28 protein-coding genes are annotated in these 26,449 nt (G+C 55.5%); 9 read left to right on the forward strand and 19 right to left on the reverse strand.

The features are described 5' to 3' along the window. Positions 1 to 147: 147 nt before the first annotated feature. Positions 148 to 504, forward strand: coding sequence for a RhuM family protein (gene rhuM, locus ACTVJH_RS00140; protein WP_455986229.1), 357 nt, complete (start codon positions 148 to 150; stop codon positions 502 to 504). Positions 505 to 1,101: 597 nt separating this feature from the next. Here the strand turns inward: rhuM and ACTVJH_RS00145 are convergent. Continuing rightward, positions 1,102 to 1,446: a helix-turn-helix domain-containing protein gene (locus ACTVJH_RS00145; protein WP_455986231.1), complete on the reverse strand. Its 345-nt coding sequence runs from the start codon at positions 1,444 to 1,446 to the stop codon at positions 1,102 to 1,104. Positions 1,447 to 1,515: 69 nt separating this feature from the next. Then, on the reverse strand, positions 1,516 to 1,851 hold the full coding sequence (locus tag ACTVJH_RS00150; protein ID WP_455986233.1) for an MGMT family protein: 336 nt from the start codon (positions 1,849 to 1,851) through the stop codon (positions 1,516 to 1,518). Between the two features lie 149 nt (positions 1,852 to 2,000). On the opposite strand from ACTVJH_RS00150, the gene ACTVJH_RS00155 reads away from it, so the two are divergent. The 5 genes from ACTVJH_RS00155 to ACTVJH_RS00175 all read left to right on the forward strand — a co-directional run bounded on the left by ACTVJH_RS00155 (position 2,001) and on the right by ACTVJH_RS00175 (position 8,291). Continuing rightward, positions 2,001 to 3,080, forward strand: a complete 1,080-nt coding sequence (locus ACTVJH_RS00155) for an efflux RND transporter periplasmic adaptor subunit (protein ID WP_455986235.1) — start codon at positions 2,001 to 2,003, stop codon at positions 3,078 to 3,080. Positions 3,081 to 3,330: 250 nt separating this feature from the next. Further along, positions 3,331 to 5,292: an ATP-binding cassette domain-containing protein gene (locus tag ACTVJH_RS00160; RefSeq protein WP_455986237.1), complete on the forward strand. Its 1,962-nt coding sequence runs from the start codon at positions 3,331 to 3,333 to the stop codon at positions 5,290 to 5,292. After that, positions 5,289 to 6,425: an ABC transporter permease gene (locus ACTVJH_RS00165; protein ID WP_455986239.1), complete on the forward strand. Its 1,137-nt coding sequence runs from the start codon at positions 5,289 to 5,291 to the stop codon at positions 6,423 to 6,425. The genes ACTVJH_RS00160 and ACTVJH_RS00165 overlap by 4 nt, the downstream gene beginning before the upstream one ends. A 2-nt stretch (positions 6,426 to 6,427) precedes the next feature. After that, a complete protein-coding gene (locus ACTVJH_RS00170; RefSeq protein WP_455986241.1) occupies positions 6,428 to 7,540 on the forward strand; it encodes an ABC transporter permease in 1,113 nt (370 codons plus the stop codon). 88 nt (positions 7,541 to 7,628) lie between these two features. Beyond that, on the forward strand, positions 7,629 to 8,291 hold the full coding sequence (locus ACTVJH_RS00175; protein WP_455986242.1) for a Fic family protein: 663 nt from the start codon (positions 7,629 to 7,631) through the stop codon (positions 8,289 to 8,291). Positions 8,292 to 8,364: 73 nt separating this feature from the next. Here ACTVJH_RS00175 and ACTVJH_RS00180 read toward each other — a convergent pair whose 3' ends face one another. From ACTVJH_RS00180 to ACTVJH_RS00200, 5 genes are all read right to left on the reverse strand, one after another. After that, positions 8,365 to 8,859 carry a type II toxin-antitoxin system YhaV family toxin gene (locus tag ACTVJH_RS00180; protein ID WP_455986244.1) on the reverse strand — a complete coding sequence of 165 codons (495 nt, stop codon included), beginning with the start codon at positions 8,857 to 8,859 and terminating at the stop codon, positions 8,365 to 8,367. Further along, positions 8,856 to 9,179 (reverse strand): type II toxin-antitoxin system PrlF family antitoxin, encoded by a 324-nt coding sequence (locus ACTVJH_RS00185; protein WP_455986246.1) that lies wholly within the window; start codon positions 9,177 to 9,179, stop codon positions 8,856 to 8,858. The genes ACTVJH_RS00180 and ACTVJH_RS00185 overlap by 4 nt, the downstream gene beginning before the upstream one ends. Positions 9,180 to 9,579: 400 nt before the next feature. Beyond that, positions 9,580 to 10,788 carry a type II toxin-antitoxin system HipA family toxin gene (locus ACTVJH_RS00190; RefSeq protein ID WP_455986248.1) on the reverse strand — a complete coding sequence of 403 codons (1,209 nt, stop codon included), beginning with the start codon at positions 10,786 to 10,788 and terminating at the stop codon, positions 9,580 to 9,582. Beyond that, positions 10,766 to 11,032: a helix-turn-helix domain-containing protein gene (locus tag ACTVJH_RS00195; protein ID WP_455986250.1), complete on the reverse strand. Its 267-nt coding sequence runs from the start codon at positions 11,030 to 11,032 to the stop codon at positions 10,766 to 10,768. The genes ACTVJH_RS00190 and ACTVJH_RS00195 overlap by 23 nt, the downstream gene beginning before the upstream one ends. A 308-nt stretch (positions 11,033 to 11,340) precedes the next feature. Continuing rightward, a complete protein-coding gene (locus ACTVJH_RS00200) occupies positions 11,341 to 13,542 on the reverse strand; it encodes a methyl-accepting chemotaxis protein (protein ID WP_455986252.1) in 2,202 nt (733 codons plus the stop codon). Positions 13,543 to 13,821: 279 nt separating this feature from the next. Between ACTVJH_RS00200 and ACTVJH_RS00205 the strand changes: the two genes are divergently transcribed. Next, a complete protein-coding gene (locus tag ACTVJH_RS00205) occupies positions 13,822 to 14,124 on the forward strand; it encodes a YciI family protein (protein WP_455986254.1) in 303 nt (100 codons plus the stop codon). 323 nt (positions 14,125 to 14,447) lie between these two features. On the opposite strand, the gene larB is transcribed toward ACTVJH_RS00205, so the two are convergent. The 3 genes from larB to larC are packed head-to-tail and all read right to left on the reverse strand — an operon-like array spanning position 14,448 to position 17,232. Beyond that, complete coding sequence (gene larB, locus ACTVJH_RS00210; protein ID WP_455986256.1) at positions 14,448 to 15,230, reverse strand: nickel pincer cofactor biosynthesis protein LarB; 783 nt, start codon at positions 15,228 to 15,230, stop codon at positions 14,448 to 14,450. Then, complete coding sequence (gene larE, locus ACTVJH_RS00215) at positions 15,227 to 16,060, reverse strand: ATP-dependent sacrificial sulfur transferase LarE (protein WP_455986258.1); 834 nt, start codon at positions 16,058 to 16,060, stop codon at positions 15,227 to 15,229. Before larE ends, larB begins: the two co-directional genes overlap by 4 nt. Next, positions 16,057 to 17,232 carry a nickel pincer cofactor biosynthesis protein LarC gene (larC, locus tag ACTVJH_RS00220; protein WP_455986260.1) on the reverse strand — a complete coding sequence of 392 codons (1,176 nt, stop codon included), beginning with the start codon at positions 17,230 to 17,232 and terminating at the stop codon, positions 16,057 to 16,059. Before larC ends, larE begins: the two co-directional genes overlap by 4 nt. A 97-nt stretch (positions 17,233 to 17,329) precedes the next feature. Between larC and ACTVJH_RS00225 the strand changes: the two genes are divergently transcribed. Beyond that, complete coding sequence (locus ACTVJH_RS00225; RefSeq protein ID WP_455986262.1) at positions 17,330 to 17,647, forward strand: MoaD/ThiS family protein; 318 nt, start codon at positions 17,330 to 17,332, stop codon at positions 17,645 to 17,647. Positions 17,648 to 17,785: 138 nt separating this feature from the next. Here the strand turns inward: ACTVJH_RS00225 and ACTVJH_RS00230 are convergent, their stop codons facing one another. The 9 genes from ACTVJH_RS00230 to ACTVJH_RS00270 form a co-directional block, all read right to left on the reverse strand. Then, on the reverse strand, positions 17,786 to 18,628 hold the full coding sequence (locus tag ACTVJH_RS00230; protein ID WP_455986662.1) for a universal stress protein: 843 nt from the start codon (positions 18,626 to 18,628) through the stop codon (positions 17,786 to 17,788). Between the two features lie 113 nt (positions 18,629 to 18,741). Beyond that, positions 18,742 to 19,173, reverse strand: coding sequence for an acidic tetraheme cytochrome c3 TmcA (gene tmcA, locus ACTVJH_RS00235; protein WP_455986264.1), 432 nt, complete (start codon positions 19,171 to 19,173; stop codon positions 18,742 to 18,744). A 9-nt stretch (positions 19,174 to 19,182) separates the two neighbouring features. After that, positions 19,183 to 20,505, reverse strand: a complete 1,323-nt coding sequence (tmcB, locus tag ACTVJH_RS00240) for an electron transfer complex ferredoxin TmcB (protein WP_455986266.1) — start codon at positions 20,503 to 20,505, stop codon at positions 19,183 to 19,185. Positions 20,506 to 20,543: 38 nt separating this feature from the next. Next, positions 20,544 to 21,203 (reverse strand): TmcC family electron transfer complex membrane anchor subunit, encoded by a 660-nt coding sequence (gene tmcC, locus ACTVJH_RS00245; RefSeq protein WP_455986268.1) that lies wholly within the window; start codon positions 21,201 to 21,203, stop codon positions 20,544 to 20,546. 27 nt (positions 21,204 to 21,230) lie between these two features. Continuing rightward, positions 21,231 to 22,523: an electron transfer complex subunit TmcD gene (gene tmcD / locus ACTVJH_RS00250; RefSeq protein WP_455986270.1), complete on the reverse strand. Its 1,293-nt coding sequence runs from the start codon at positions 22,521 to 22,523 to the stop codon at positions 21,231 to 21,233. Between the two features lie 183 nt (positions 22,524 to 22,706). Continuing rightward, entirely contained in the window at positions 22,707 to 22,997 is a 291-nt protein-coding gene (locus ACTVJH_RS00255; protein WP_455986664.1) for a response regulator, read from the reverse strand. 74 nt (positions 22,998 to 23,071) lie between these two features. After that, complete coding sequence (locus ACTVJH_RS00260) at positions 23,072 to 23,983, reverse strand: TIGR01777 family oxidoreductase (RefSeq protein WP_455986272.1); 912 nt, start codon at positions 23,981 to 23,983, stop codon at positions 23,072 to 23,074. Positions 23,984 to 24,167: 184 nt separating this feature from the next. Then, positions 24,168 to 24,959 (reverse strand): ABC transporter permease, encoded by a 792-nt coding sequence (locus ACTVJH_RS00265; RefSeq protein ID WP_455986274.1) that lies wholly within the window; start codon positions 24,957 to 24,959, stop codon positions 24,168 to 24,170. After that, the gene (locus tag ACTVJH_RS00270) at positions 24,956 to 25,612 is read right to left on the reverse strand and encodes an ABC transporter ATP-binding protein (RefSeq protein WP_455986276.1); all 657 of its coding nucleotides are present in this window, start codon (positions 25,610 to 25,612) and stop codon (positions 24,956 to 24,958) included. Before ACTVJH_RS00270 ends, ACTVJH_RS00265 begins: the two co-directional genes overlap by 4 nt. Positions 25,613 to 25,852: 240 nt before the next feature. On the opposite strand from ACTVJH_RS00270, the gene ACTVJH_RS00275 reads away from it, so the two are divergent. Beyond that, complete coding sequence (locus ACTVJH_RS00275) at positions 25,853 to 26,386, forward strand: FmdE family protein (protein ID WP_455986278.1); 534 nt, start codon at positions 25,853 to 25,855, stop codon at positions 26,384 to 26,386. Positions 26,387 to 26,449 lie beyond the last annotated feature (63 nt).

The raw sequence follows: 26,449 nt of genomic DNA on the forward strand, positions 1-26,449 counted from the left end.
CAATTCTGCAGGCACATATCCTTATGATACGATGATAACGAACGCACCCGGTGGACTCGATGATAGTCTTTGATTACGATCGAATCGTACAACAAGAGGCAGGAACCTGAAACCCGATACGACCCAATAACTCATTGAGGACTGACCATGGATCAGGACATGCAAGATATCATCATCTACAACACGGCTGACGGCAAGGCCTGTGTGGCCCTCTATGCCAAAGACCGCATGGTTTGGATGAACCAGAGCCAGCTGGCAAAACTTTTTGACACCTCCGTGCCGAACATCAGCATCCATATATCCAACATACTGAAAGAAAAAGAATTAGATGAAAAGTCAGTTATTAAGGAATATTTAACAACTGCCGCCGACGGCAAGGACTATACTGTCACCTTCTACTCATTGGAGATGGTTTTAGCCATCGGCTTCAGAGTCAGGAGTAAAAGAGGGACTCAATTCAGGATTGGCTCTTGTTGGGTTTCAGGGGCCTGCTTTGGAAGTTAGGTAACTTGCATGTAGTGATTCTCCGGCTTTGTTTTTTCCCTCCTGGGAACACCGAGCGTCTGCTCGGCACTGCGTTTACTATCCAGCTGAAATATAGGCAGATGATGCCGGATAGACAGTATGAGGCTGTACGCTTCAGGTGTTGCCCGAAAGGCCGAGCAGACGCTCGGCGTTCCCAGGGGAAAGACTCGTTTGCAACGTCGGTTGTCGTGCTGAATCAGTGATACTTGGCAGGGAAGAGACAGACCCCCGGAATGCAACAAGAGCCTTTCGATTTATCTGTTTCTGTACGGTGCTGGCCGTGTCGGGGTCGAATCATGAGAACATCAGCCCAAAGCGCACCCCTGCTTCAGCGTGAACGTATCCATGGGTATCTTCAGACTCGGATTGGCGCCGGACAAGGGGGATGGAAGCGGCACGGAGGGTAGGGGGTTGGGCTTTTTTGCCGAGGGGGAGGATGTTACTTTTTTGCAGGGTGTTGTTGTGGGAGTCTGCAAATATGTAGGCTGACGAAAGCGGGTTCTTTGAGCTGTTAAACCAAACCGGTTTGAGAACGTGAGTTTTGTTAAGGGATCGACACGAGAACCTTTCAGGAGACTAGAAATCATATTCGTCGTCCTCGGTCTTCTTCCGTATCCGTTTGGGAAGTCTTTCCCTGTCAAGGATTTGACCTTCTCGGTCGTTATTCGGATTGGCCAGTTGGTCCAGTCCGTCATCAAGATGAAGCGCTCCGAGGACACTGGAGAGAACACCTATGGAAACGGACGGATCCCCCTGGCTGATGCGACGTATGGTCGAACGGGAAACATTGGCCAGCCGTGCCAGAGCGTTTTCCGAAAGCCGCCGTCGTTTGCGGGCCTCCTGAATGTTGAGTCCGAGTTGCGTGAGCCGTTGGCGGATCTTGGGATGAAGGGAATCGATTGCTTGGGTTTGTTTTGACATGTGTTATTTGTAAGTCATAAAAACTTTTAATGCAATCTATATAATACAATTTTTTTTCAAGCGTTTCGATCAACTCGAAAAGTATAAAGGCTGCTCGGTTTGCCATAGAAATCGTGCGAGGTCGATTCGTCCTGTGTGATCGAAGACCACTCCTTCCTTTTCCAGAAGCTCTTTCTGTTCCACCTCCCCTTGGAATTTTCCCAAAGAAATCCGGCCCTCCCGGTTGACCACGCGGTGCCACGGCAACTCTTCCCCTTTTGCGCAGGAATGGAGAATCCGCGCGACCTGTCTGGCCCCTTTGGGGTTGCCGGCCAGGGCGGCTATCTGCCCGTAGGTGGCCACCCTGCCCTGGGGGATGGCCCGGATGCACTCGATGGTTCGGGTTGTGAAGGGGTGTCTGGTCACGGCAAGAGGGACGGGGCGCGAAAGGGTGTCAGATGGTCCGGTACAATTTTTAGAGGATGTATACAGGGTTGGCAAGAAATCCGTCCGGTTCGATGCTGACAGCGGGGCGTTCTGCCTGTATCCTCGACCCGACCATAAGGAGAAGAGCAATGCGCACACGGATCAAAACAGTTCTTGTCATCCTTGTTCTGGCCCTCGGGGCCGGCGGGGCAGGCTGGCAGTATTTCGAACGGGAGGCCACACAGCAGGACGAACTTGTCCTCTCCGGGAATGTGGAGGTCACTGAATCCGCCCTGGGGTTCCGGATTCCCGGTCGGTTGCTCGAGCGGTTCAAGGACGAGGGAGATGTGATCGAGGCGGGCGAGCTTGTGGCCCGGCTGGATGACCGGGATGAACAAACCGGACTGGCCAAGGCTCTTGCCGAAAGGGATCGTGCCCAGGCCCTTCTCGATGATCTGCTTCAGGGGAATCGGAAACAGCAGATCCAGGAGGCTGAACAGGGTGTTGCCAGAGCGCTGGCCAGTCTGAACCGGGCCAGGGCGGATCTCGATCTGGCAGCCACGGATTTTCAGCGGTTCAAGACCCTGTATGATGAAGCCGTGATCAGTAAGCAGGAATTCGATGTTGCCAGAACCCGGTTGGTGACAGCTCAAAAAGGGGTCGAGGAACAGGAGGCCATGCTCGAAAGTGCCCGGGCCAACCTCAATCTTGTACAAGAGGGATTTCGATCCGGGGATATCGAACAGGCCCGGTCCGGGCTCGCCGCTGCCGAACAGGCCGTGGAGCAGGCTCGACTTCGCCTTGCCTACACGCAATTGCATGCTCCTTTTTCAGGAACGGTTGTGACCAAGGTGGCGGAACAAGGCGAATATCTCGGGGCCGGCTCGGTGGTACTGACCATGGCCGATCTCTCCCGGGTATGGGTGCGTGCCTTTGTGCCGGAACCCGATCTGGTACGGGTGGCCCGTGGCGACAGGGTCCGGGTGAGTGTGGATGGACTGGACGGCCAGACCTTTACCGGCCAGGTAGGGTTTATCGCTGACGAGGCCGAATTCACTCCCAAGACGGTTCAAACGCCCGAGGAGCGGGTCAAGCTGGTCTATCGGATCAAGGTCTATGTGGATAATCCCGACAGGCTGCTCAAAGCGGGCATGCCGGCCAGGGTACATGTGGAGAAGAACGGAGACAGGAGACAGGAGACGGGAGACAGGGAGTCGGACAAGGCATGACGTGGAGACGATTCCACGAATCGTCATCCCGGACTTGATCCGGGATCTCCATGGGCTTGGCGTTGCCGTGACGTCCTGACAACGTTTTTGGCGTCCAAGATCCCGGCCTGCGCCGGGATGACGGAATAGGGCGAGAACTCGGGTCGAAAAGTGATAACTTTCAGGATTCGGCAAGAATGACGATATACATCTGAAACCCCAACTGCGCACTGTCTGCTGTCTACTTTTGTGCACTGCGCACTTTTTTCCCATGACGCAATCCAACCACCCTGCCATCGAGGTCGATAAGCTGACCAAATCCTTCGGAACCCTCCGGGCTGTGGACAATCTGTCTTTTTCCGTCATGGACGGGGAGATCTTCGGGCTGGTTGGTCCGGATGGGGCGGGCAAGACAACCACCCTGCGCATGCTCGCAACCATCCTGGGCCAGGACGGGGGAACCGCCATGGTGGCCGGGTTTGACACCCGTAAACAGTCTGATGCGGTCAAGGACCGGCTGGCCTACATGAGTCAGCGGTTCGGTCTGTATCCGGATTTGAGTGTGCAGGAGAATATCGATTTCTACGCCGATCTCTACGGCGAACCCCGGCGGGGGCGGGAAAAACGCATTCACGAGCTCCTTGATTTCAGCAATATGACCCTGTTCAAGAAACGGCAGGCCGGCAAGCTTTCCGGGGGGATGAAGCAGAAACTGCAGCTGGTCTGCGCCCTGATCCATACCCCCAAGGTCCTGCTTCTGGACGAACCCACCAACGGGGTCGATCCGGTGAGCCGCAGGGATTTCTGGCGCATTCTGTATCGGCTACTGGCGGACCAGGTGGCCATTCTCGTGTCCACTTCGTATCTGGACGAGGCGGAACGGTGTTCGCGTCTCGGACTGCTTCACCATGGTTCCTTTATCGCCACGGGCAGTCCGGCCGAGGTGAGGGCGCTGCTGCCCGGACACGTTCTGGCGGTACGTTCCTCACGGGCCCGGGCCATGCGTCCGCTCTTGAAGGAGATTCCCGGAATCTCCGGGGTGGAGGTCTTTGGGGATCGGGTTCACGCCGTGTGCAGGGATGTGCAGGACACCGAGACCCGGGTGCGTTCCCTGCTCGCCCACAACAAATTCCCCTTTGAAGAGATCGTTGAGGTTCGGCCCGGGCTTGAAGACGTCTTTGTGGAGCTGCTCAGAGAGGAGGATTCTTCCGAAACTCCCTCAGACACCCAGGCTCCGAACCCAGTCACGCCGGACCGTGGTTCTGCAAACACCCCTCCCACCGGCCGTGATCCGGCCGTGACCGTGGACCATCTGACCAGACGGTTTGGTTCCTTCACAGCGGTCGACGACATCAGCTTCAGTGTTTCCCGGGGAGAAATTTTCGGTTTTCTCGGACCCAACGGGGCCGGAAAATCCACGACCATCAAGATGCTCTGTGGCCTGCTCGCTCCCAGTGCGGGTACGGGCCGTGTTCACGGGCTGGATATTTCCAGGGACCCGGAGAAAATCAAGACCCATATCGGGTATATGAGTCAGAAGTTTTCTCTGTATGACGATTTGACCGTGGTGGAGAACATCGATTTTTACGGGGGGATTTACGGACTGTCGAGCCGGCGTCTGGCCGAGCGCAGAAACTGGGCCGTGAGCATGGCCGGTCTTGCCGGACGGGAAGATCATCTCACCCTCACCCTGGCGGCCGGCTGGAAACAGCGTCTGGCCATGGCCTGCGCCGTGCTGCACGAACCCCCCATCCTCTTTCTGGATGAACCCACCAGCGGGGTGGATCCCCTGTCCAGGCGCATGTTCTGGGATCTGATCACCTCCATGGCCGAGTCCGGCATGACCATCTTCGTGACCACCCATTACATGGAAGAGGCCGAGTATTGTGACCGTTTGGCCCTTATCTATCAGGGAGCAATGGTTGCCCTGGGAACGCCAGCGGAGCTCAAGACCAAGCAGATGCATGACGTGCTTTTGAATCTGGCGTGCGAGAACCCCCAGGCCCTTGCTGATGATCTGGCCGATCTGAAAACCGTCCGCGACGTGGCCCTGTTCGGTGCGGGGTTGCATCTGGTCGTTGATGAGGAAAAGGGGGCCAAAGAGGAAATCCAGGAATTGATGACGCGTGGCGATCACACGGAATATACCCTGGAACGGATCACTCCCTCCATGGAAGACGTGTTTGTTTCCCTGATCGAGGAAACAGACAGAAAACAGGAGCAGCAGTCATGATCCGTCTTTCCCGTTTGGCCGCTGTGGCCCGCAAGGAATTTCTGCACGTCATCCGGGACTGGCGCAGTCTGGTCATGGCGGTGGCCATTCCCCTGCTCCTTCTTCTTCTCTTCGGCTATGCCCTGAGTCTGGATCTGAAGAACGTGCCGACCATGGTCCTGGACCGTTCCCAGACGCCCCAGAGCCGGGAATTGGTGAGCCTGTTTCAGGGGTCGCCCTATTTTGAGATCCTCAGCCACACGGATGATTACGCAGCCATGCAGCACGGGCTGGACCGGGGAGATATTCTGGTGGGACTGGTCATTCCCGATGATTTTGCCGGCAGCCTTCTCTCTGGAAAAGATACCTCCATCCAGGTTCTCGTGGACGGGAGTGATGCCAATTCGGCCCGCCTGGCCATGAATTATGTGGCGGCCATCGGGGCCTCCTTCTCCCTGCAGGTCAAGGCCATGCGGATGCAGGCCCGGGGTGTTTCGGATTCCGGCGCGTTCGTGGAGTTGCGGCCCAGAACCCTGTACAATCAGGACCTGCGCAGTCAGAACGGGATCGTTCCAGGGATCGTGGCCATCGTCATGGTGGTCATCGCCTCCATGCTCACCTCGGTGACCATTGCCCGGGAGTGGGAAACCGGAACCATGGAGCAGCTTCTGGCCACGCCCATCCGGGTTCCTGAACTGCTCGTGGGCAAGGTCATCCCCTATTTCATCATCGGGATAGTCGATGTGGCCCTGTCCGTGGGGTTGGGCTATTTGCTTTTTGATGTTCCCTTGCGCGGTTCCACGGGTCTGGTTTTTGGATTGGCCTCCATCTTTCTGATAGGCACCCTGTTTTATGGATTGATGGTTTCCATTGCCACCAAATCCCAGGTTCTGGCGAACCAGATCGCCCTGCTTTCGAGCTTCATGCCCTCGATCATGCTTTCGGGATTCATGTTCGCCATCCAGGATATGCCCTCGCTCATCCAGGCAGTGAGTTATATTCTTCCGGCCAGGTATCTCATCGCCATTTTGCGGGGGATCTATCTCAAGGGGATCGGGCTTGAAATCCTCTGGGTCAACGCCCTGCTTCTGGCCGTGTATATGGTGATCATGATCGTGATGGCCCACAAGAAAATGCGTCTTTCCCTGGAGTGATCATGCGACGAATGAAGAACATGCTCGTCAAGGAATTTTTGCAGATGTTCAGGGATGTGCGCATGCGGATCATTATCGTGGTCCTGCCCTGCATGCAGATGCTCGTCTTTGCCTTTGCCCTGACAACGGACGTCACTCATATCGCCACGGCGGTCCTGGATGGGGATCAGACCCCCCTTTCCAGGCAATTGATCCAGGCGTTTACCTCCTCGGATCATTTTTCCGTTATCGCCCAGGTGGAACGGAATCAGGATATGATCCGGCTTTTCGACCAGGGAGACATTCGGGCCGGAATACGCATCCTGCCCGGATTTTCCAGGAAACTGCAGAAGGGTGAAACAGGGATGGTGCAGGTGCTCACGGACGGATCGGATTCCAACACCGCCTCCGTGGTCACGGGGTACGCCACCACAATCGTCACCCGATTCAACCAGAAACTGCAGGCCATGACGGGATCGGCAGGCGCGAACGGGAGTATCAGTCTGGCCGTCCGGGCCTGGTACAATCCGAACATGGAGAGCCGGTTCTATTTCGTACCCGGACTCATTGCGGTCATGCTCTCGGTGTCCGGGATCGTGCTCACGAGCATTGCCATTGTCCGGGAAAAGGAAATCGGGACCATCGACCAGATCATGGTCACGCCCATCGGCAAGCTGGAATTCATCCTGGGCAAGTCCCTGCCCTATCTGCTGGTGGGCTACCTGCTCATGACCATCATGTTCGGCATGGCCCGGGTCATCTTCCAGGTCCATATCGCGGGCAGCATTCCCCTGCTCTACCTGTTGACCGGGGTCTATCTGGTCGCCACCATCGGGATCGCCCTGTTCATCAGCACCTCGGCCAAGACCCAGCAGCAGGCGCTTTTGACCGGATTTTTCGTGCTCATGCCCCTGGTTCTCTTAAGCGGGTTTATGTATCCGGTGCGCAATATGCCCGAACCGGTCCAGTACCTGACCGTGATCAACCCCATGCGCTGGTATATGGACATCCTGCGCGGGGTGGTCCTCAAGGGCGTGGGGGTGAGTGAGCTGCTTCGGCCCATCCTCTGGGAAATCGCCCTGGCCGTGGGTTTTGTGACTCTGGCCAGGATGCGGTTTTCCAAGACCCTGGGATGATGTGTGGGGATGGAGTGGAATGGGCGAAAGATTATCCGCGGAAAGAGATCTTACTGGAAGGTCGACCCTTGAACGATAAGGATGTTGTATGAAACAGGACAGAAAAAAAGCCATCTTCATCGCTGAAAAGATATTTGCCGAGCTGGTTTTTGATGTGCAAAAACTCGAAGGGATGCCCTTCACCCTGCCCGAGATCCAGACATATCTTCAGGGAATCACCGTGGGCGGGCACAAAGTGACTGATGAGGACAAGCTGAAACAGCAGATCCTTGGCTGGAAACATCTCATCTCCCTGGTCAAGACCGGTGCATTCGCCCTGACACAAGAGATCGCCTGCTCCATTCAGCGCATCATTGCCAGGGATGAGGCCCTGGAGATCGGCCGGTTCCGTTCCGGGCGTGTAGGTATTGCGGGTACCGAGTATGTTCCTCCGCCGGCTGAGGAATTGGACAAGGTGTTTACGCGGATGCTGTGTGAGATACGCGTGATGAAGGACGTGCGGGATCAGGCCTTTCGGGTCCATCTGGATTTTGCCCGCAATCAGTTCTTTGACGACGGCAACAAACGGACCGGTCTGCTCATGTGCTGCGGCCATCTGATGCACAACGGGTATCCGCCGGTCTCGATTCCCGCCAAACGACTCAGCGAGTACAACGCAGGCATGATCCGTTTATATGATAGCGGCGACCCTGCGGAAATGACGAGGTTTCTGCGGGAATGCCACGACAGCATGTACGCCCGATTCGAGTAGGCGGCTCCAAGGATTTTGGGGGCAAAGATGTAATCAGGCGGGTGGATGGTTACTCTTGGCGAGGAAAGCAGCCTTATGGGACAATTCGATGTAACCGGTCGGATTCTTTTTTTGATTGTGCGAGAAGTGTTTCCCAGTCATCGGGCGGAAACCCTTTTTTCAACATTTTCTGAAAGGTTCTATACGCATCATTACCGCTTTCATACGCCCGTTTGGTCTTTTCGTCGTTGACCCATACATAGACAATGATTCGTTTTTTTCGATGGTAGCGGAAAAACAATCGATACTGCTGAAAGAATTTAGCCCGGAACCAGTGTTTGCGGCTTTTTCCCAGTGTATTGCCCTGACGATATTCAGGATTGTCCGGTCCCTGGGGTATTATTTCGAAAACCAATTTCCAAATGGCGGCCAGCCGCTTGGAAGCATTTTTTTTCGTATATCCCTGAGGGTCTTTGTCGCGCAGGATTCCAACCTGTGAAATGAGCGAGTCGAGCTGATCAAGGAACAGGGGATGGGCAAAAATGGTCCAGCCGTTGATTACCAGAAAGTCCGGGCCGGTGCTGTTCATTCATCTTCCGGGGATAAGGGGGCATCGAGGTCCAGATCGACATCCTGCACCAGACTTTTCACTCTTTGTACCAGCTCGGGTTGAATCGCCTGAATCTTTTCGGGGTGCTTTTTTATATCATCGGCTAGAAATTCAAGAAAATGCTCCAGAACATCATCATCTTGTTCCCGGGTATCGACCCGGGACACACAGACTGTTCCGTTGGGTTGTATATCGTAGCGAATCTTATCACGTTTTTTAAGCTGTAGAGCTTCCCGGACATTTTTGGGTACCGTGGTCTGATAACGGTCTGTCAGGGTTGATTCGATAGTGGCGGACATATGACCTCCGGAGTGAAGTTTATATCTGGGTAATGCACTCGCATTGTCACGTCAACTCTGGCATAAGGTTATATGTCCGTTTCAAGAGTTTACACGGACAATGGGTTTTCATTTTTTTGAACCGATCCGACATTTTTTGCGGGAACGTTTTTCCAAGACTCCGGGGTGATGGATGGGGAGAGGCGGTGAAGGTGGTAAAAATTCTTACCAGTAAATGCATAAATCGGTAATAAAAATTACCACTTTTTGTAAAAATCGGTCATTTTCATTACCGGATTGAGTAACTGATAGACATCATACAAGAAATCCGGCCAGCTTCTGGAAAACATGGTCTTCATGGCTGCATCGGATCACGTCCGAAATTTTCTACTACAAAACCCGCAAGGGCAGGGAGGCCGATCTATTTGCCGGACAATCCTGCCAATCCTTCCTCCCACGCCCGGACCATTTTCTCGGCAATCTCCCTGAATTCGGGCAATGATTTTCCATACACCTTCACTTCTTTTTGTGCCTGACTGATGCCTTCTGCAACCTCCTGTATGGCCCTGGATGCCTCTTGGGGGGCGAGATCGCAATGGGATCTTCCGAATTCCACGAGTCCCTTTAGAGTGGGCCAGCGTTTTGTTCCCTTGAGGGTCAGGGCCATGGTGTCCTTGGGGAGGTAGGCTGTGGTGGTGATGTGGTCGAAAACCGGGGCCAGTCTGCCCGATCGCCCGGTCGGGGAATCGTAGACCAGGCAGAAATTTTTGAGGTGGGCGTCTCCGTTGCGCAGGCCCACCGAGAGGACGATCATCTTGAAGACTTCCCGGCATGCCGCGTGTCTGTCTGCTTCTTGGGTGAACGCCTTGAGAGTTTTGAGGAGTCTTTCCAATGATCCCGAATATTTTTGCTTGGATGCAAGACCTTGGAGGACGCAGAAGTCTTCCAGGCCCAGATAGCCGTGTTCTCCCATGTCGAATCGTTCGACGACCAGAAAGCGGCCGTTGTCCGAGACGCTGAACGTAGGGACCTGCATGCCACTCAACCGGGCCGCCTGAAGACAGCAGTATTCGTTCCGGGCAAGTTCGGGATAGCGGGCATCCCAGGTTTTCACGATATGGGTGGAAGCCTGGACCGTCAGCTTGTGCTCGGGGCTCATCTTTTCGCCATCGCTGGCCCTGATGAGGATTTTGGGCTGGACCCCGGAAATGCCCGAGGACGCGGCATAGATTTCCAAAAGATCCTGAAAGAGGTCCTCCGCCCCCTGATAGGTCAGGATTTCTTCCACGCTGACCGATTGCATGGGTTCCATTCGGGTATCGGGCTCCCGGTATTGCAACCGGCCGATCTGCGAACCTCCCGTGATCTTGAGAAGCTCGAGATCGTCAAAGTCCGGAATGGCCTTGGAGAACATATCTTCGATCCAGCGTCTGAGAGCGCCTTCGGGAAGGTTCATGTCGAATATGGGATGCAGCCCGTGGCGCCATATCCATGATTCCGGCCGCACCGGCATGGTCAGGGAGACGGCCTGGTCTTTTTCGGCGTCCGGCCGATAGGTGAAGGAAAAGGTGTTTGCCGATACCCGGTTCAGCTGTCCTGCGATCTGGTTACCTGCCAGCACGTTCAGCATCTTCCATCTCCTGAGCGAAATCATCGAGGGTCGGCGGGCCGGGATGCTTCCTCAAGGTGATCTCCATCTTGAAGACATCCAGGATGCGCATGACCCGTTTTATCCCGACATCAGCGGCGATGCCCCGTTCCAGATTGCTGATGAAGGCCCGGGAAAGACCGGTGCGTCGGGCGAGCTCGGTCTGAGACATCTTGCGCTCCTTGCGCAGAGCCGCGATGGTGGTTCCTATTTCCAAGAGATCCATGCCTATTATCATAGGCAATTTGAAGGAAAAGTCAATTTTTGCATATAAAAATATGCAGAATCATGAACCCACATCCTTTTGTATTTCGTAAGTCAATGATGCCTGATTCTCGTCCTTCCCGGGAAAAGACGTACTCGCTTGGCGAGTTGTCGTGCTGAATCGCGTTACCATTTTTTCATATAATACGCTGCCAATGCAGGAGAATCTGCGTATATAACAACGCGGCCGTCTTTCCGAATGATTCCGGGAAGACGGCCGCGTTGTTATGGCTTGTTGAATGGTGTCGGATTATTGGACTTTGTTGTTTCTCAACTGAACCGCTCGAAGTCCTGATCAGCGAAGTCGTCCTCGAGATGGAGATCGATGCCCTTGACCTCATTTTTAGCCTGTTTTTTGGCCCCGGTGATCCGTGATGGCAGGCGGCCCTGGCTGGCGGAGACACCGCGTCGTTCGGGCTTGGGACCCTGGGAATACGGGGCCGCAGCGAATTCCTGATCCTTGCCGATTTTGAAGAAGGAGATGGCCTCCTGCATTTGTTCGGCCTGGCCGCTCAACTCTTCAGAGGTTGCAGAGAGTTCTTCCGAGGCCGCTGCGTTTTGCTGAACAACCTTGTCCAGTTCCTGAACCGCGGTATTGATCTGATCGCTTCCCGCATTCTGTTCAGCGCTGGCGGAGGCGATTTCCTGCACAAGCTCTGCAGTGCGTTTGATCTCGGGAACCATTTCCGCGAGCTGCTTGCCGGCGTCTTCAGCGATATGAACACTCGACGACGAGAGTTCGTTGATTTCGCTGGCTGCCGCTCCGGACCGTTCGGCCAGTTTGCGCACCTCGGCCGCGACAACTGCGAATCCCTTGCCGTGCTCGCCGGCGCGCGCCGCCTCAATGGCCGCATTGAGGGCCAGCAGGTTCGTCTGCCGGGCGATCTCTTCGATCACGGATATTTTTTCCGCGATTTCCTGCATGGCGTGCACGGTCTGGGACACAGCCCGGCTTCCCGCTTCAGCGGATTCGGTCGAATGCAGGGCCATTTTTTCAGTTTCCCGGGCGTTTTCAGCATTTTGCCGAATGTTGGCGGCCATTTGTTCCATGCTGGAGGAGATTTCCTCGACGCTGGCGGCCTGCTCCGTGGCGCCCTGGGCAAGGCCTTCGGAGGCCGAAGATACCTGGGTACTGCTGGAGTTCACATTCCCTGTGATGGTCAGCAGCGTGGCGACAATGTTTTTCAGATTCGCGCTCATGGCATTGAGGGTTCTGCCGAGCTGACCGAGTTCGTCTTTTCGGTTTTCAGGCAGCCTGGCAACATCCAGATGTCCCTGGCTGATCTGCTCCATGGTCTGGACCGCGTTGCCGATGCTCTTGCGGATGCCCTGGGCAAAGAGAAAGACAATGAAAACGGCTATGCCGAGAATGAACGCCCCGGCCCCACCCGACCACATGCCGGAGCGCTGCAGGGCCGCATCCACGACACGTTTGCCCTCCATGAACTCCTCGGTAAAACCCGTACCCACAATGACCCAGTCCCAGGGTTCAAAATAGATGGCTGTGAGGATGGTCTCTTGGGGAGTGGTGCCGCCTGGCTCGACCATGGCCGCATTCCGTACAACGGGTTCGCCACCGGCCTGCTTGGCCTCGGCGACCAGTTCCCTGTAGACCGTGGCGCTCTCCCTGTTGTTCATGGAAAAGGCGTTGGAGCCCTCGATGGAGGCGTCGTTGTGGAGTTTGAACACGCCCGCTGTGTTGCCAGATCCGCCCAGAATGGAGATGTAACCGGTGGAACCGATGGTCACATCCATGAGTCCCTGGCGCAGTTGTTTGACGTTTTCCTGCAGGATTCCCACATAGAGGCAGCCGATGACCCGGCCCTGGTTATCCATGATGGGTCGGTACTGGGTCAGGTACCATGCGTTGACCACATACGCGGTCCCGTAATAGGTTTCACCCGAGCGTACGGTCTGTGCCACAGGGCTGCTACCGGGGATATAGGTTCCAATGGCGCGTTTGCCGTCGTTTTTCAAAATATTGGTGGCCACGCGCAGCAGATCCCCCTGGGGATTCATGGACTGAAAAACCGTACAGGTGGTCCCGGTCAGGGATTTGAGCTTGTCCACGATGGGTGTGGATTGGCCGGGTTCGGCGTTCTGCCCCAGCCACTCACTCCCCAGGGCCATTTTGGGAAGGGAAACATTCGAGCGGCTCTTGGTCACCTGGTTTATGGCCTGCCAGCGTTCGGTTTCCTCAAGCAGATGGATCCCCCCGCCCTGCTCGACAATGTCCAGCAGGACGTTCATGTCGTTGCTTAACTGCTTGGAAAGTGTGGCATGCTGGGTTTTCAGAAGATTGGAGGCATCCACCGTGGCCAGCTCCACTTCATGCTCGGCCTCCTTGATGAATTGGCTGTCCAATGTATCTGAGAGATTCATGCTCTGCCAAAAAAAGATGCCCAGAATGCCCATGGTGGTCAGCGCGACGAGTCCGGCCCCGACAACGATGAGTTTGGTTCCGATGTTCATGGTGATATTCCTTGAGTTGTGTCTGAAATGTTGTCATCGTGTGTACGTTACGCCTGTACATGGTGACGACTAAATAATAATAAGTATCAATAGTTAATAGATAGTCTGTCATACTCATTCCCTGCGGTCAAGATTTCTATCGGCTGAAATGGTAGTATCTTGAATGCACGCGTGGGAAAGGTGTGTTGAGGTTTCTTCTCCCGTGTTGAAAATGACACGGTTCAGTTTGTTGAGCAATTGGGTTTCAATTTAACACATATACCATAAGGGGATACCTGCATGCAATTCGTGGTCATCGGGCACGACGGCAAGGACGACAAGGCTTTGGATCGGCGGCTGGCCGCCAGGGAGGCCCACCTGGCAACCTTTAAGGAGAATCACGCCAAGGGGGTTTTTCTGTACGCCGTGGCCTTGCTGGACAATGACGGAACAATGAACGGTTCGATCATTGTCTGTGATTTTCCCTCGGAAGAGGCCCTCAAAACAGAGTGGCTGGACACAGAACCCTATGTTCTGGGCAAGGTCTGGGAGAGCGTGGAGATCCGCAAGGGCATGGTTCCGCCCCTGCTTCTGGGGAAGTAAGTGTGTGATGGTGCCGGGTCGTTGTGATTTCGCGGCCTTATATTCGGTTCCGACAAAACAACCGGACAGTTGCCTGGTGGATGGCGTGAATCGTAAAGGAAAGAGTGTGTAACTATTCAGGTCAAAATTTATCAGGCGCAACAGACTGCAATGTGATGTTAAATTTGAGTGCCAGCCCGTAAATTTTAGAGATTTAAGGATTTCAGAAATATTAGAAATTAAGGACCTGCACGCTAACCGCCTGTAATTTCTTAAATCTCTTAAATTTCTGAAATTTACAATTCTGATCCCCGGGAAATGCACCTGAATAGTTACGGTTTGTTTTAATCGTGGGAATCATCCTGACGTGATCCCTCTTCCACCAGACGGGTGATCTTGCAGGCCGCGCAGGCCGCGCCGAATCCGTTGTCGATGTTGACTACGCTCACCCCGCTGGCGCAGGAGGTGAGCATGCCCAGAAGGGCCGAAAGGCCTGAAAAGGAAGCCCCGTAGCCCACGGAGGTGGGAACCGCGATGATCGGCTTGTCCACCAGTCCTCCGATGACACTGGCCAAAGCACCTTCCATGCCCGCAATGACAATGAGCACGGTGGCGGTTCGGATCTCTTCCAGTCGGTCAAAAAGTCTGTGTATGCCCGCTACGCCCACATCCGAAATGATGTTTGCTCTGGTCCCGAGCATCTCGCAGGTGGTCCGGGCCTCTCTGGCCACGGCCAGATCCGAGGTTCCGGCGGTGATGATGGTCACCGCTGCCCTGCCAAAGGCAATATCGCCTTGAACAAGGGTCAGGGTTCGGCCAAGCTCGTCGTAGCGACTCTCCGGGAAGAGCGAGAGCACATGGTCTGCGGTTTCCCGGCAGACCCGGGTGGCCAGGATGTTGGTCCGGCCGTGCATGTGGGTGAAGATCTCCCCGACCTGTTCCGGGGTCTTGCTCTGGGCATAGATGACCTCCGGGAAACCGTTGCGCAGGGATCGGTGCAGATCGATCTTGGTATGACCGATGTCCAGAAAGGGCAGATCCCTGAGATGGCTCATGCCCTGGTCCACGTCCATCTCACCGTTTTTGATCTTTTGAAGCAGATCCCTGAGTTCATGCTGATCGTTCATGGTCGTTCCTGCCTGTTTCCCCTGGGAGCGGTGTTCATGCTTCCGGTGCGGTATCCGGCCAGGTCCACGCAGACGTGATCGTATCCCAATGTTTTCAGACGGGTTTCGATGGCCTGGGCGGTTTCTGGCCTGATAAGTTCATTGATTCTATCCCGCTCTACCTCGATCCTCGCGAGATCGCCGTGCGTTCTCACCCGGACTCCGGAAAAACCCATTTTGGCCAGAAAGGTTTCGGCCTGTTCGATCCGCGCGAGCAGATCCCTATCCACCCTGCTGCCAAAAGGGATCCGGGTCATCAGACAGGGAAGGGATGGCTTGTTCCAGGTGGGCAGATTCAGGGCATGGGAGAGATTTCGGATATCCGTCTTGTCCAATCCCGCCGTGACAAAGGGGCTGAATATTCCGAGTTCCTTCAGGGCCTTGATCCCGGGGCGGTCTTCGTCAAGATCGCTTGCATTGGTCCCTTCGATGACAGCGTTTATTCCTTCTGCCCGGGCGATATCCTGCAACCGGGAAAAGATGATTTTTTTACAGATATAGCAGCGGTCCGGGGGGTTCATGCGCAGGGCTTCGGGAAAGGGGATTTCCACAATCCGATGGCGTACCCCGAGGGATACGGCCAGGTTGCGGGCCGCCGTGACTTCCTGTTCGGAAACATACGGGGCGGCCACGGTCACGGCCAGGACCCTTTTGCCCAGTCCCTCTGTAGCGGCATGCAGAAGCAGGGTGCTGTCCACCCCCCCGGAAAAGGCGACCAGAACACTGCCTGCTCCCCGGAGCATCCCGATGAGTCGGGAGTATCTCTCCTGCGCTGATGTTTCCCGGGTCATGACTGCCGGGTCCTGGAAATCTCCCGGTAGACCCTCTCCAGGGAGATGCCGTGACGCTGGGCGATCATTCGACACTCTTCCAGTTCAGGCTTGGATCGGATCACCTTCCCGTCCATGATCGCGTTTTTCATGGTCACCCTGCCCAGGCTGGTTTCCAGCGGTTCAAACGACCTCGCCAGGGTGGATCTTTCAACGGTCAGGCACCGGATGCCCAGGGTGGTCGTGTGTTCGAACAAAAGACGCTTGAAGCGTTCCTCATCCTCGAGCGCGCAGAGCAGGGTGATGATGGTTCCGGGACGGTTTTTTTTCATCATCACCGGGGTGAAGTGGACATCCATGGGACCTGCAGCTAGAAACAGATCCATGGCCACGCCCAGGGCCTCCGGGGTCATGTCGTCGATGGTGCATTCCAGAACCCGGGCCCAGTTTGTCTCCCAGCCTGCGGATTCGTCGTCCACCGTGGCCAGATGAACCCGGAGCACATTGGGGATGGATGTGTCTCTGTGACCGATGCCGTATCCGGTTCGGGTCACGGTCATTCTGGGTGAGTCCGTGAACCGGTCGGCCAGGGTGGTCAGAAGGGCCGCACCTGTTGGGGTGGTGGTTTCCTTGTCCACCCTGCCTCTGGTTGTCGGGCATCCGGTCAGGATCTCAACGGTTGCCGGGGCCGGTACCGGAATGGTTCCGTGGGCGCAGGTGACAAAGCCGCCCCCGAGCTCCACGGCAGAGGACCAGACCGCGTCCACGCCGAGCAGGTGAAAACAGACGGCCGCACCCACAATGTCCACGATGGCGTCCGTGGCCCCGACCTCGTGAAAATGGACGTTGTCCACCGTGGTGCCGTGCACTTTGGCCTCGGCCCTGGCCAGGATGGTGAAGATGGCCAGGCTGGTCTGTTTGACGGGTTCATCCAGGCGGGAGGCCAGGATGATTCGCTGGATATCGTGCAGATGGCGGTGATCATGACGAGCTGTTTTAAGAATCACATCCACCCGGGTTCCGGTGATTCCCTTGCGGGAGTCAGGGGCATGTTTCAGAGAAAACTCGTTATCAAGCCCCAGCTTGGAAAGTTCCTGCTCAAGTTCGTCCGGGTCCACGCCGAGATCGAGCATGGCCCCCAGATTCATGTCCCCGCTGATTCCCGAGAAACAGTCGTAAAATAATATATTCATTCTTTGACTCATAGCCTATTGAAATACATTGATCACCCGGATATGTTCGGGATGATTCACGCGACACTGCAATATGGGGGAAGCCATGCAGAATACCATGATAACGCTTAAGGCATTTTCATTTTTACAGCCCGAATTTGAAAAAAAAGGACTTGCAGCTGATGAAAACTGTGTTTCTCTGAGTCCCGGGGATACTGTCAAGACGGTTTTGACGCGTCTTAACATCGATATCTCTCTGGTCGAGGGAAGCTTTATCAATGGATCGGTTCGTCCCCTGGATACCGAGCTCAATCCTGGCGATCGGGTCGCCCTGGTCCCCCCGGGGACGCCCGGGCCGTACCGGTTCATTCTGGGGATCAGCGAAAAGAGGGATCAATTGCGCGATGCGGGCGATCGCTGTGGTTGTGACGGCTGAACCAGCGGAAAGCCTTTCTGATGTAAAAAACTTCTTCCGGCCCTCCTCTTCAGTCACCGACAGATTGACGAATCCTCCTGACAGAACCCGATCAGCACGTTCTGTCAGGAGGATTCATTTTTCTTACTGCCAGAATTTTCAATCCTCTTCCTCGCGCAATTTTCCGGCTATGGCCTGGTAGTTCACGGACATGACCGGGCAATGGGCTCGCAGGGCCACCCGAACCACGGTGGAGCCCATGAAGGCCTCGTCTTTGGTGTCCTCGGAATGGTGGGCCATGACAATGAAATCCGCGTTCTTCCAGCGGGCGCACTTGATGATTTCCTGGTAGGGTGTGCCTTCCCATGCCTGGGCAGTGAATGATTCCACGCCGCTGAGCCGTCCCTGGCATTCGTGTTCGATGCGGGCGACCGCCTCGTTGCATGCCTCCTCAATAGCTTCCTGATCCTCGCGCATTCCCCGGTAGCCTCCCTTGATTTTTACTGCATGGAAGACATGAAGTCCGGCCTTGTATTTTCGGGCCATGCGTTCGGCGTATTGCAAGGCGTGGCTGGCGGATGGTGAAAAATCCGTGGCCACCACGATCTGTAGAGAATGTTTTTCCCTGTGCAAATGGGGTCGGGTGACGATCAGCACCGGACAGCGGGCCTTCTGGCTGACCTTTTCCAGACAGCTTCCCGCAGCCCCCCAAATGGTCGAACGGCATTCAATTTCTTTGGATGCGTGCGGACCCATGACAATGAGATCGATCTTCTGCTTTCGGGCAAAGCGCAGGATCTCTGTGTGAGGTAATCCCGCAGTGACTTCGTAGGAGACATCCGGCAATCCATCGGTCATTTTCTGATAGTACTCCCGAAGGAGGGTTTTCATCTTTTCCGTCTCTCCTCCGGGGATCAGATGGCGAACCTGGCCCCATCCGTATTCCACACCACAGGCATGGAAGACATACAGCCTGGCCTTGTTTTCCCGGGCCAGGGCAATGGCCTCCCTGGCAGCGTAATCGCTCTCCGGAGAGGGTGATAGCCAGCAGGATCTTCTTGAAAAACATGGATCTTTCTCCTTGTTAGACCGTCAATAAGGATTGATGCTCATCGTCATCGTGTTCCGGATCGTTCCTTCACATGGCATCCACCGCAGGTCAGCGGACCCTTGTCGGCCTGGTCGTGGCAGGTGATGCACCGTTTGTGAAAGGCGCGCATGAGCCCGAGTTCCCCCTCTTCCGGATGAGCCGGATGACAGGCAGAGCAGGGCTGGTCTTCGGATGTCTCGTATTCCTGCAGCACACCGTCTTCATAGACATGATGACACACGGCACAATCCTCGATTTCCGCCATCTCGTTGTGCAGGTCATGGACAAAAGGGACAGGAGGACGCTGGTGCGTGTCAAAGGCGGGCGAGCGGAGTATGGTCATGTTTTCCTGTGCCAGAGCCGTACCTGCAAGAGCGACCAGGATAAGCGTCAGGGCCAGGGTTATTGGGATCTGGATCATCCTGTGAGTGCGAGATATCTTGTTTGTCGTTCCCATGATCATTTCCTATTTTTCCATACATTCGTAGATGATATCGATGAGGAACATGAGTTTCATATCCAGCTTATAATCATGGATGATGTCCTCGAGTCCTCCATGGCAGTTATGACAGGGGGCGATGCATACGGCCGCCCCGGTATTTCTCAGCTGATCCGCTTTGACCCGGTTTCCCTGAACCCGGGTGTTCTTGAACGGAGGTCCGCAATTGATCACTCCGCCCCCGGCCGAGCAGCAATAATTATGTTCGCGGTTGGGGATCATCTCGATGAAGTTGGGGCAGAAGGCTCTGACCACCTCCCTGGCCTTTTCGTGCAGTCCGCGACCGCGGACAATGTTGCAGGGATCGTGAAAGGTTACGGTCTGATCGAAGGTTTTGGCCACCTTGAGCTTGCCCTCCTCCATGAGCTCCCAGTAAAACTCGAGGGCATGCATGACCCGGACGGGATGGGATCGCCAGCCGAGCCATCTGTTGCCCATGTCATAGACCGATCGGAAGGCGTGACCGCATTCGCCCATGACGATCCTCTTGCAACGAAGGTCCATGGCGGACTCGAAATGTTTTTGCTTGAGCCGTCCCATGATCTCGTAATCGCCTGAATACATGGCCATATCGCTGTTGTCCCATCCGGGCATGGAGGGCATGGTCCAGTTCTGACCGGTGACGTTCATGAGTACGGCGGCCTGGTAGATGAGCTGGGTCCTGAATTTGGGCTCCGGGCCGATCACCGAGTAGAAGATGTCTGCCCCCTCCTTGTCCAGGGGGATGCGCAGGTCGGGGATTTCGTCCCGTGCCTCTTCCTCCTGCCATTGCAGGCTGTCGATCCACTCGTCGTCCTTGACCCACATCTGGTTCATGGTCGCGGCATGACTCTGGGCCGTGTCCTGGAGGTATTGCGGGGTCACTCCGAGTTTATGACAGATCCTGCGTGCGATCTGCATCATGTAGGCGGTATCGATGCCAAAGGGGCAGTACTGGACGCATCGTTTGCAGAGGTTGCATTCCGTGTACGCCACCTGGGCCATCTGGTAGATGAATTCGGGGCTCACCCGTCCCTTTTTTTCAAGCAAAGGCCAGATGGTTTGGCTGACCTTGCCCACGGGGGAATAGCTCGGATCCTTGTCGTGCGAGTGATAAAAATGACAGGCCTCGCTGCACAACCCACATCGCACGCATATTTCACTATAGGCCTGGAGTCGTGCCCCGGTCTCTCCCTGAAGAACCCGGGTGACCACATCTTCGATATGTTCCGGGGTCAGCCGGTCCACCCCGGTCTGCAGACCCACGTCATCGATTTTGCGTTTGGATATATGTCCTATGGTAGTTTTCATGGATTCTCCTTCTTATGTACCTTTCGCCTACCCGGCGGTTACCAGTCCTTTGCGTGTCTGACGGCTCCGAACTCCGATCCCATGTAGGCCCTGGAGAAAAACCCGAAAAGCATGTGGCTGAGCCGGGTGAAAGGAATCGCTGCGAGCATGAGTTCTCCGGCAACAATGTGCAGGATGAGCATCAGCTCGTAGTTCAGGATCTGATGATAGGCCAGGATGCCGGTGACAAAGGGCAGGACCACAATCACAAGCACGATCCAGTCCGTGGGGCTGGTCACGAAGCGGACCTCGGGGAGAATGATCCTCCTGGCTGCGAAAAAACAGCACGCGAGAACCACTGCCATGGCCAGAATGTCGGCCAGCCACTCAGGCAATGCGGGAAAGGAAATCCCGAAGAATTGATCCCAGAGAACCACATGGGCCAAAAGAAAAATGGGAACCACGAAAAGCAGGGCATGGAATCCAAATGTGGCGATGGTCATGGCTGGATTCTTGCGCCAATTGACCGTGCCGAATGGGGTGATCCAATGAAGGATGGACCGCATCCCGTATTTGAAGCTCATGTACTCGAAAACCACCGGGTCTTTTTTGCGTACCGACCGATACATCAGGGCCAGACGTACCAGTGAACCGCCGATGAACAACGACCAGGCGACCCAGGCCAGCGGGCCGACTACGAATTGATACACGCTATGCATAACTGCCTCCAACGACTTGCAGTTTGATCATCCCTTGAAATCCTCCAGACGCACAACCCGACGGAAATACGCATCATCCTTGATATATCTGAGCATGATCTTGTCCCCTTCCGGACTGAAAACCGGATCCCAGGCCTGGTCGAACAATTCGTTCCATTCCCTGCCGTCCAGGACAAACGTGTATTTTCCGTTTTGTTCGACCTTTGCGATCAGATGGTTGCCATCCGGGCTGAATACGGCGGGCCATGCCATGGCATATGTGCCAGGCCAGGGCGTATCGTCGGTAATGATTGTCCATTGGTCCTTGTCGTCTTTGGCCAGGGCTGCCGCTCTGGTGCCGGTCGGTCCGACAATGAGATCCGTGACCACGGGAAAGCAGGTTTTCCAGGGACGGCCATTTTGAGCCAAGGTGAAGTGACCGAATTTTGGGGCGACAATGGCCCAGAGATTCTGGCCGTCGTCGGAAAAGCATTGATGCCAGCATTGGTCGAACGTGGGTTCCCAGATGAACTCTCCGTTTCTGGCCATGCCCCATTTGCCTCGTTCCCGGACCGGGGCAACCACAGCCCCATCCTCAGGAGAAAAGAGCGGTGTCCAGACTCCGGTGTAACCCTGGGCCCAGGTTTGACTGTCAACGGCCACGGTATAGTCATATAAGGAAGTTCGCACCTGTGCCGCCACCCGGTTTCCATCAGGGCTGAACACCGGAGTCCATGCGTTGACGAAATTCCGTTTCCAGGGCTCGCCATCCACGGCAATTGTATAGCAGCCGTTTTGAAATGCCTGAATATCCGCTTGGGCAAAGGATTTTGTCTGTACGACCGCAGCGGATTTGTCTCCTTTGTGGCTCAGAGCGAACTGGTTGGCATTCTCGAAAAATTGTTTCCAAGGTTTGCCGTCAACCACCATGCCGTACGTCATGTCCTGCTGCGCGGCCACCGCGATGACCTTCCCATCACCGCTGAACATGGTATCCCAAAGGAATCCGTAGGTCTCATCCCAGGTCTGGCCGTCAACGGCCACGGTCCACTCACCGTCCTGGGCGACGAGACCTGCGAGTCTTCCGTCCGGGCTATACCCGAGTTGCCAGATTTTTTCATAGGGGGGGTCCCAGATATCGCCTTTCTCGCAGACGCTGAATTCAAACCCGCCGACCTTGGCCACCATGGCGATCTTTTCGCCGTCCGGGCTGACCTGAAACTCCTCGATCCACTCGAATTGGGTGGAGCAGTAGGTGGTGCTGACGATCTTTTTTTCGCCCACATCCCAATCCCAGGAAACCTTTTCCTGATCCGGCAGGATCATGCTGGTTTTTGTCATAATCTTCTTCCGTCGTTCCTGAAGGTTGATATGGTTATCGCAATACCAAAAAAAACTGCAACCGCAACCATGTTTTTTGAACTGCCCGCCTATGAATCCGTCATTTTCAGGGCAAAGGCCAGTTTGTGACTTTATGCACGGGCAGTCGAATATGGTTCGTTGGAACCGGCCTGGAGCGCCGGCTCAATCATTCTGGTTGTCGCTCCCTTCCCTGCTTCCGATCACCTTGTCAATCCACCTGGCGAGATCCGCGAATTTATACGGTTTGCCCAGAAACCCTTCTATTCCGTATGCGCGGGGATTCCTGGCCATGGGATGCCCGGAATACCCGGAAGCGACGAGGATTCTGGCCTTGGGATTCTGGTGGAGAATCTTTCTGATGCACGGCTCCCCGCCCATTCCCGGCATACCCAGGTCGATGATCATCAGGTCGACTTTTGATGGCTGTAGAGAATCGCGCGAACCTGAGACCAGTGAGGCGAAAAGTTGTTGTCGTCACCGGCTTTCCGCATAGATTTTTGGATCGGATGTGCCGTGACCGGAGCCGGTCATCCGCAGACATCCTCGAGGGCTGCTTCGATCTCGGCAAAATGGAAGGAAAATCCGGTCTGCTTCAGCCGGACGGGTATACAGCGCTGACTGTCCAGGATGGCCTCGGATGCCTCGCCATAGACCAGCTTGAGGACAAAAGCCGGTACGCGCATCAGGGTCGGACGATGAAGCACCTTACCGAGTGCGGACGTGAAATGTCTGTTGGTCACGGGCTTGGGCGCGGTCATGTTCAGGGGGCCGTCAAGATCCGGATGGTCCACGGTGAACGCAATGGCCCTGCACAGGTCCTGGACGTGAATCCAGCTCATCCATTGATGGCCGTTTCCAAGGATGCCTCCCACGCCTGCCTTGAATGCGGGAAGCATGGGCGAAAGCAGTCCGCCGCCCCTGCCGATGACCGGGGCGAACCGGCCGACGATCACCCGATGTCCGTGCTCTTGTGCGGCTTCGGCCTCCTGCTGCCATTTCTGGCAGATTTCGGCCAGGAAATCATCGCCCGGAGGGGCGTCATCCTCGACGATCTTATTGCCGCGATCGTCGAAATAACCCGTTGCATTGGCGCAGAAAAAGGTTGTCTGATCCGTTGCGTGGGCAAGGGCCTGAACGACCATGCGCGTGGACAGGATGCGGGTATCGTGAATGGCCTGTTTGAGCTTTGGGTTCCATCGCTGGATGATCGGATTGCCGATCAGATTGACGACCGCATCCACCTTTTTCTCGCAGAGATGTTCCTGCCACGCTCCCGGAGCAAGAGGGTCGCCCTGGACAACGTTCACAGCATTCAGGGCTTGGGGAGGCGTTTTTTTGACCGAACGAACCAGGGCGGTCACTTTGTGGCCCTGGTCCACGAGGTGGGCTATGAGATGCGTGCCAATGAATCCGGTTCCCCCGAGAACGAAGTAGTGCATGCGTTTTGTCTCCTGGTTCCGCTCGTTTGCCTTGTATCTGCCACACTCAGGGAAGTATTGCAAGGAGAGATTCTCGATTTGTGAACCCGTGCAATCTCTTTTTGATCTATAATGGATTCCGGGGATCCGTGAATCTGTCCGGGATGATCTTTTTGAGAAGCGTGACCCAGGATTGGCGCATGCTTTACTCCTTCAGAAACATCTCCCGGTTCAACCGCCCGTAGTGGTCGAAGCTTTTCCGGGTGGAGACCATGACCGCCAGGAAGCTGGACAGCGAGGAGGTCAGGAAGATGGCCACCATGATCATCAGCTGGTACTTGATAGCCACGGCCGGGGACGAACCGCCGAGAATCTGACCGGTCATCATTCCGGGGAGGGAGACCAGACCCATGGTCGAGACCGTTGCCAGCTGGGGACCGAAGGCGGCCTTGCAGGCCTCGCGGACAAAGGGACGGATGGCCTCCCTGTGCGTGGCGCCCATGGATACGTAGGCCATGTACTCTTCTTCCCGCCGGATGAGCTGGGAATAGAACCGGTCCAGGGCGACCACGTTTGTCCGCAGGATGTTGCCGAAGATCATTCCGGCCAGGGGAATGAGATAGCGGGCCGAGAACAGGACCTGCGACTCGAGCACGATCAGGAAGCTGCCCAGGATAGACAGGGCCAAAAGCGCATAGCAGGGATAGGTCGCGGTGATAAATCCGGGGAAGGAAAGGCCGCTCTGTCTGAGAATGGCTGCGTTGGCCACAAGGACCATGATCAGGATCCAGAGAATGTTCACGGCCATATTGTTCCATGTGAAGATGTACTCCAGATACACGGCGACCAGGGAGAGCTGGACGATCATCCGGGTGAATCCGATGACCATTTCCCGGGTCAGGCCCAGATCGAGATAGCGGAAAAGCATGGCAGGAATGACCAGCAGGAGAAAGAAACATCCCAGCTGGATAACGGAAATGTCCATGGCTGCGTTCATGATTTTCCTCCTGTTTCACGCAGGACTCCGGATTCAAGGGTCAGCACCCGGGTGGCGTATGCCCGCCATTCCTTGTTGTGGGAGACGGTTATCACGGTCTGATCGGGTTTGGCCGTGAACAGCTCGATGACCCGGATGATGTTTGCCTCGTCCAGGCTCGAGGTGACCTCGTCCAGGAGATGGATCTCCCGGTCCAGGAGCAGGGCCTGGGCAATGGTTATGCGCTGCTGTTCCCCGCCGGACAGGGTGTGGTATCCGCTCGTGAGCACCTCGGGTCCGAATCCCAGGGCGGCCAGGAGGTCCAGAGCCCGCTGCTGATCAGGGTTTTTTCCCCGGTTGTGGCGGAAGGTGAAGGGAATGGCGAGGTATTCTCTGACCGTTCCCTCGAACACCAGGGGTTTTTGTCCGATGTAGGCGAAATGGTTTCTCAACCGGGCGATGGATGCGCCGTCTATTTTTTCTCCGTCCAGTAGGATGGTGCCGGTAACGCCCCTGGCAAAGCCCAGAATGGCCTTAAGCAGGGTTGACTTGCCGCTTCCCGAGGGGCCCTGGATGAGAATTTTGTCCCCTTTTTGAACGGTGAGATCAATGTCGTGGAGAATGGTCCTGCTGTCTCTTTGGACGGTTATTCCCTGAAGGTGTAATTGGTTCATGGGAGTCATTTTTGAGTTGGAGTTTTGGTCGGTTTCTGCCGCCGGGGTGATCGGTCACGGAGGCCCATGTTTTTACATGTTTTTCATTCCCTAGAGATTCCTCTGTGCCTTTACAACCACGATGGGATGAGTACTGATTTTTTTCCGAGCAAAAAAACATTGCAAAACTGGTAATACGAATTTAAAAAAGGTATTCACAGATAAATACACTATCCCAACCACCAACCAGGAGCATCCATCATGACCTGCACCCTTACCCAGGACCAGATAGAATCGACCAAGGCATTTCACGGACATTGGTGTCCAGGCCTGGCATTGGGACTACGGGCGGCCGAGGTGGGGCTCAGGGAATTCGGCAGCGCCAATGACGAGGATATCGTCTGCATCACGGAAACGGATATGTGCGCGGTGGATGCCATACAATTCCTGGTGAGCTGTACCTTTGGCAAGGGAAACCTGATCCATCGGGATTGGGGCAAGGCCGCATTCACCTTTTACAAAAGGGACACGGGGCAGGGAATGCGCATTGCCGTGCGGGACGAATTCTGGGGACGGGAGCTGAGCCGGGAGGATCGTATCCAGGCGATCATGACCGTTCCGCTGAAAACCCTGTTCGCCTTTTCCGAGCCGGAAGTCTGCCTCCCATCCAGGGCCCATCTCCTGGAGAGTCTGGTCTGCGAGGAATGCGGGGAAAAGACCATGGAATCCCGGACCCGCCGGTTCGGGGGCAGGGTCTTGTGCATCCCCTGCTTTACCCGGCTGGAACAGCGATGAGTCACCCAAAGAAAAGGCCCTGCTTCAGAACGAAGCAGGGCCTTTTCTTTGGCGGGCAAGGTG

Source organism: Desulfoplanes sp. PS50 (assembly GCF_053851535.1).

Coding starts and splice junctions, on each gene's coding strand:
- ACTVJH_RS00160 (WP_455986237.1), top strand. CDS start 3,331: ATGACGCAATCCAACCACCCTGCCATCGAGGTCGATAAGCTGACCAAA.
- ACTVJH_RS00185 (WP_455986246.1), bottom strand. CDS start 9,179: ATGTCCGCCACTATCGAATCAACCCTGACAGACCGTTATCAGACCACG.
- ACTVJH_RS00145 (WP_455986231.1), bottom strand. CDS start 1,446: ATGTCAAAACAAACCCAAGCAATCGATTCCCTTCATCCCAAGATCCGC.
- tmcA (WP_455986264.1), bottom strand. CDS start 19,173: ATGGGAACGACAAACAAGATATCTCGCACTCACAGGATGATCCAGATC.
- ACTVJH_RS00180 (WP_455986244.1), bottom strand. CDS start 8,859: ATGAACAGCACCGGCCCGGACTTTCTGGTAATCAACGGCTGGACCATT.
- ACTVJH_RS00175 (WP_455986242.1), top strand. CDS start 7,629: ATGAAACAGGACAGAAAAAAAGCCATCTTCATCGCTGAAAAGATATTT.
- larC (WP_455986260.1), bottom strand. CDS start 17,232: ATGAATATATTATTTTACGACTGTTTCTCGGGAATCAGCGGGGACATG.
- ACTVJH_RS00170 (WP_455986241.1), top strand. CDS start 6,428: ATGCGACGAATGAAGAACATGCTCGTCAAGGAATTTTTGCAGATGTTC.
- ACTVJH_RS00155 (WP_455986235.1), top strand. CDS start 2,001: ATGCGCACACGGATCAAAACAGTTCTTGTCATCCTTGTTCTGGCCCTC.
- ACTVJH_RS00225 (WP_455986262.1), top strand. CDS start 17,330: ATGATAACGCTTAAGGCATTTTCATTTTTACAGCCCGAATTTGAAAAA.
- ACTVJH_RS00260 (WP_455986272.1), bottom strand. CDS start 23,983: ATGCACTACTTCGTTCTCGGGGGAACCGGATTCATTGGCACGCATCTC.
- tmcD (WP_455986270.1), bottom strand. CDS start 22,523: ATGACAAAAACCAGCATGATCCTGCCGGATCAGGAAAAGGTTTCCTGG.
- ACTVJH_RS00265 (WP_455986274.1), bottom strand. CDS start 24,959: ATGAACGCAGCCATGGACATTTCCGTTATCCAGCTGGGATGTTTCTTT.
- larB (WP_455986256.1), bottom strand. CDS start 15,230: ATGAACGATCAGCATGAACTCAGGGATCTGCTTCAAAAGATCAAAAAC.
- tmcB (WP_455986266.1), bottom strand. CDS start 20,505: ATGAAAACTACCATAGGACATATATCCAAACGCAAAATCGATGACGTG.
- ACTVJH_RS00200 (WP_455986252.1), bottom strand. CDS start 13,542: ATGAACATCGGAACCAAACTCATCGTTGTCGGGGCCGGACTCGTCGCG.
- ACTVJH_RS00205 (WP_455986254.1), top strand. CDS start 13,822: ATGCAATTCGTGGTCATCGGGCACGACGGCAAGGACGACAAGGCTTTG.
- larE (WP_455986258.1), bottom strand. CDS start 16,060: ATGACCCGGGAAACATCAGCGCAGGAGAGATACTCCCGACTCATCGGG.
- ACTVJH_RS00190 (WP_455986248.1), bottom strand. CDS start 10,788: ATGCTGAACGTGCTGGCAGGTAACCAGATCGCAGGACAGCTGAACCGG.
- ACTVJH_RS00195 (WP_455986250.1), bottom strand. CDS start 11,032: ATGGATCTCTTGGAAATAGGAACCACCATCGCGGCTCTGCGCAAGGAG.
- ACTVJH_RS00275 (WP_455986278.1), top strand. CDS start 25,853: ATGACCTGCACCCTTACCCAGGACCAGATAGAATCGACCAAGGCATTT.
- tmcC (WP_455986268.1), bottom strand. CDS start 21,203: ATGCATAGCGTGTATCAATTCGTAGTCGGCCCGCTGGCCTGGGTCGCC.
- ACTVJH_RS00165 (WP_455986239.1), top strand. CDS start 5,289: ATGATCCGTCTTTCCCGTTTGGCCGCTGTGGCCCGCAAGGAATTTCTG.
- rhuM (WP_455986229.1), top strand. CDS start 148: ATGGATCAGGACATGCAAGATATCATCATCTACAACACGGCTGACGGC.
- ACTVJH_RS00270 (WP_455986276.1), bottom strand. CDS start 25,612: ATGAACCAATTACACCTTCAGGGAATAACCGTCCAAAGAGACAGCAGG.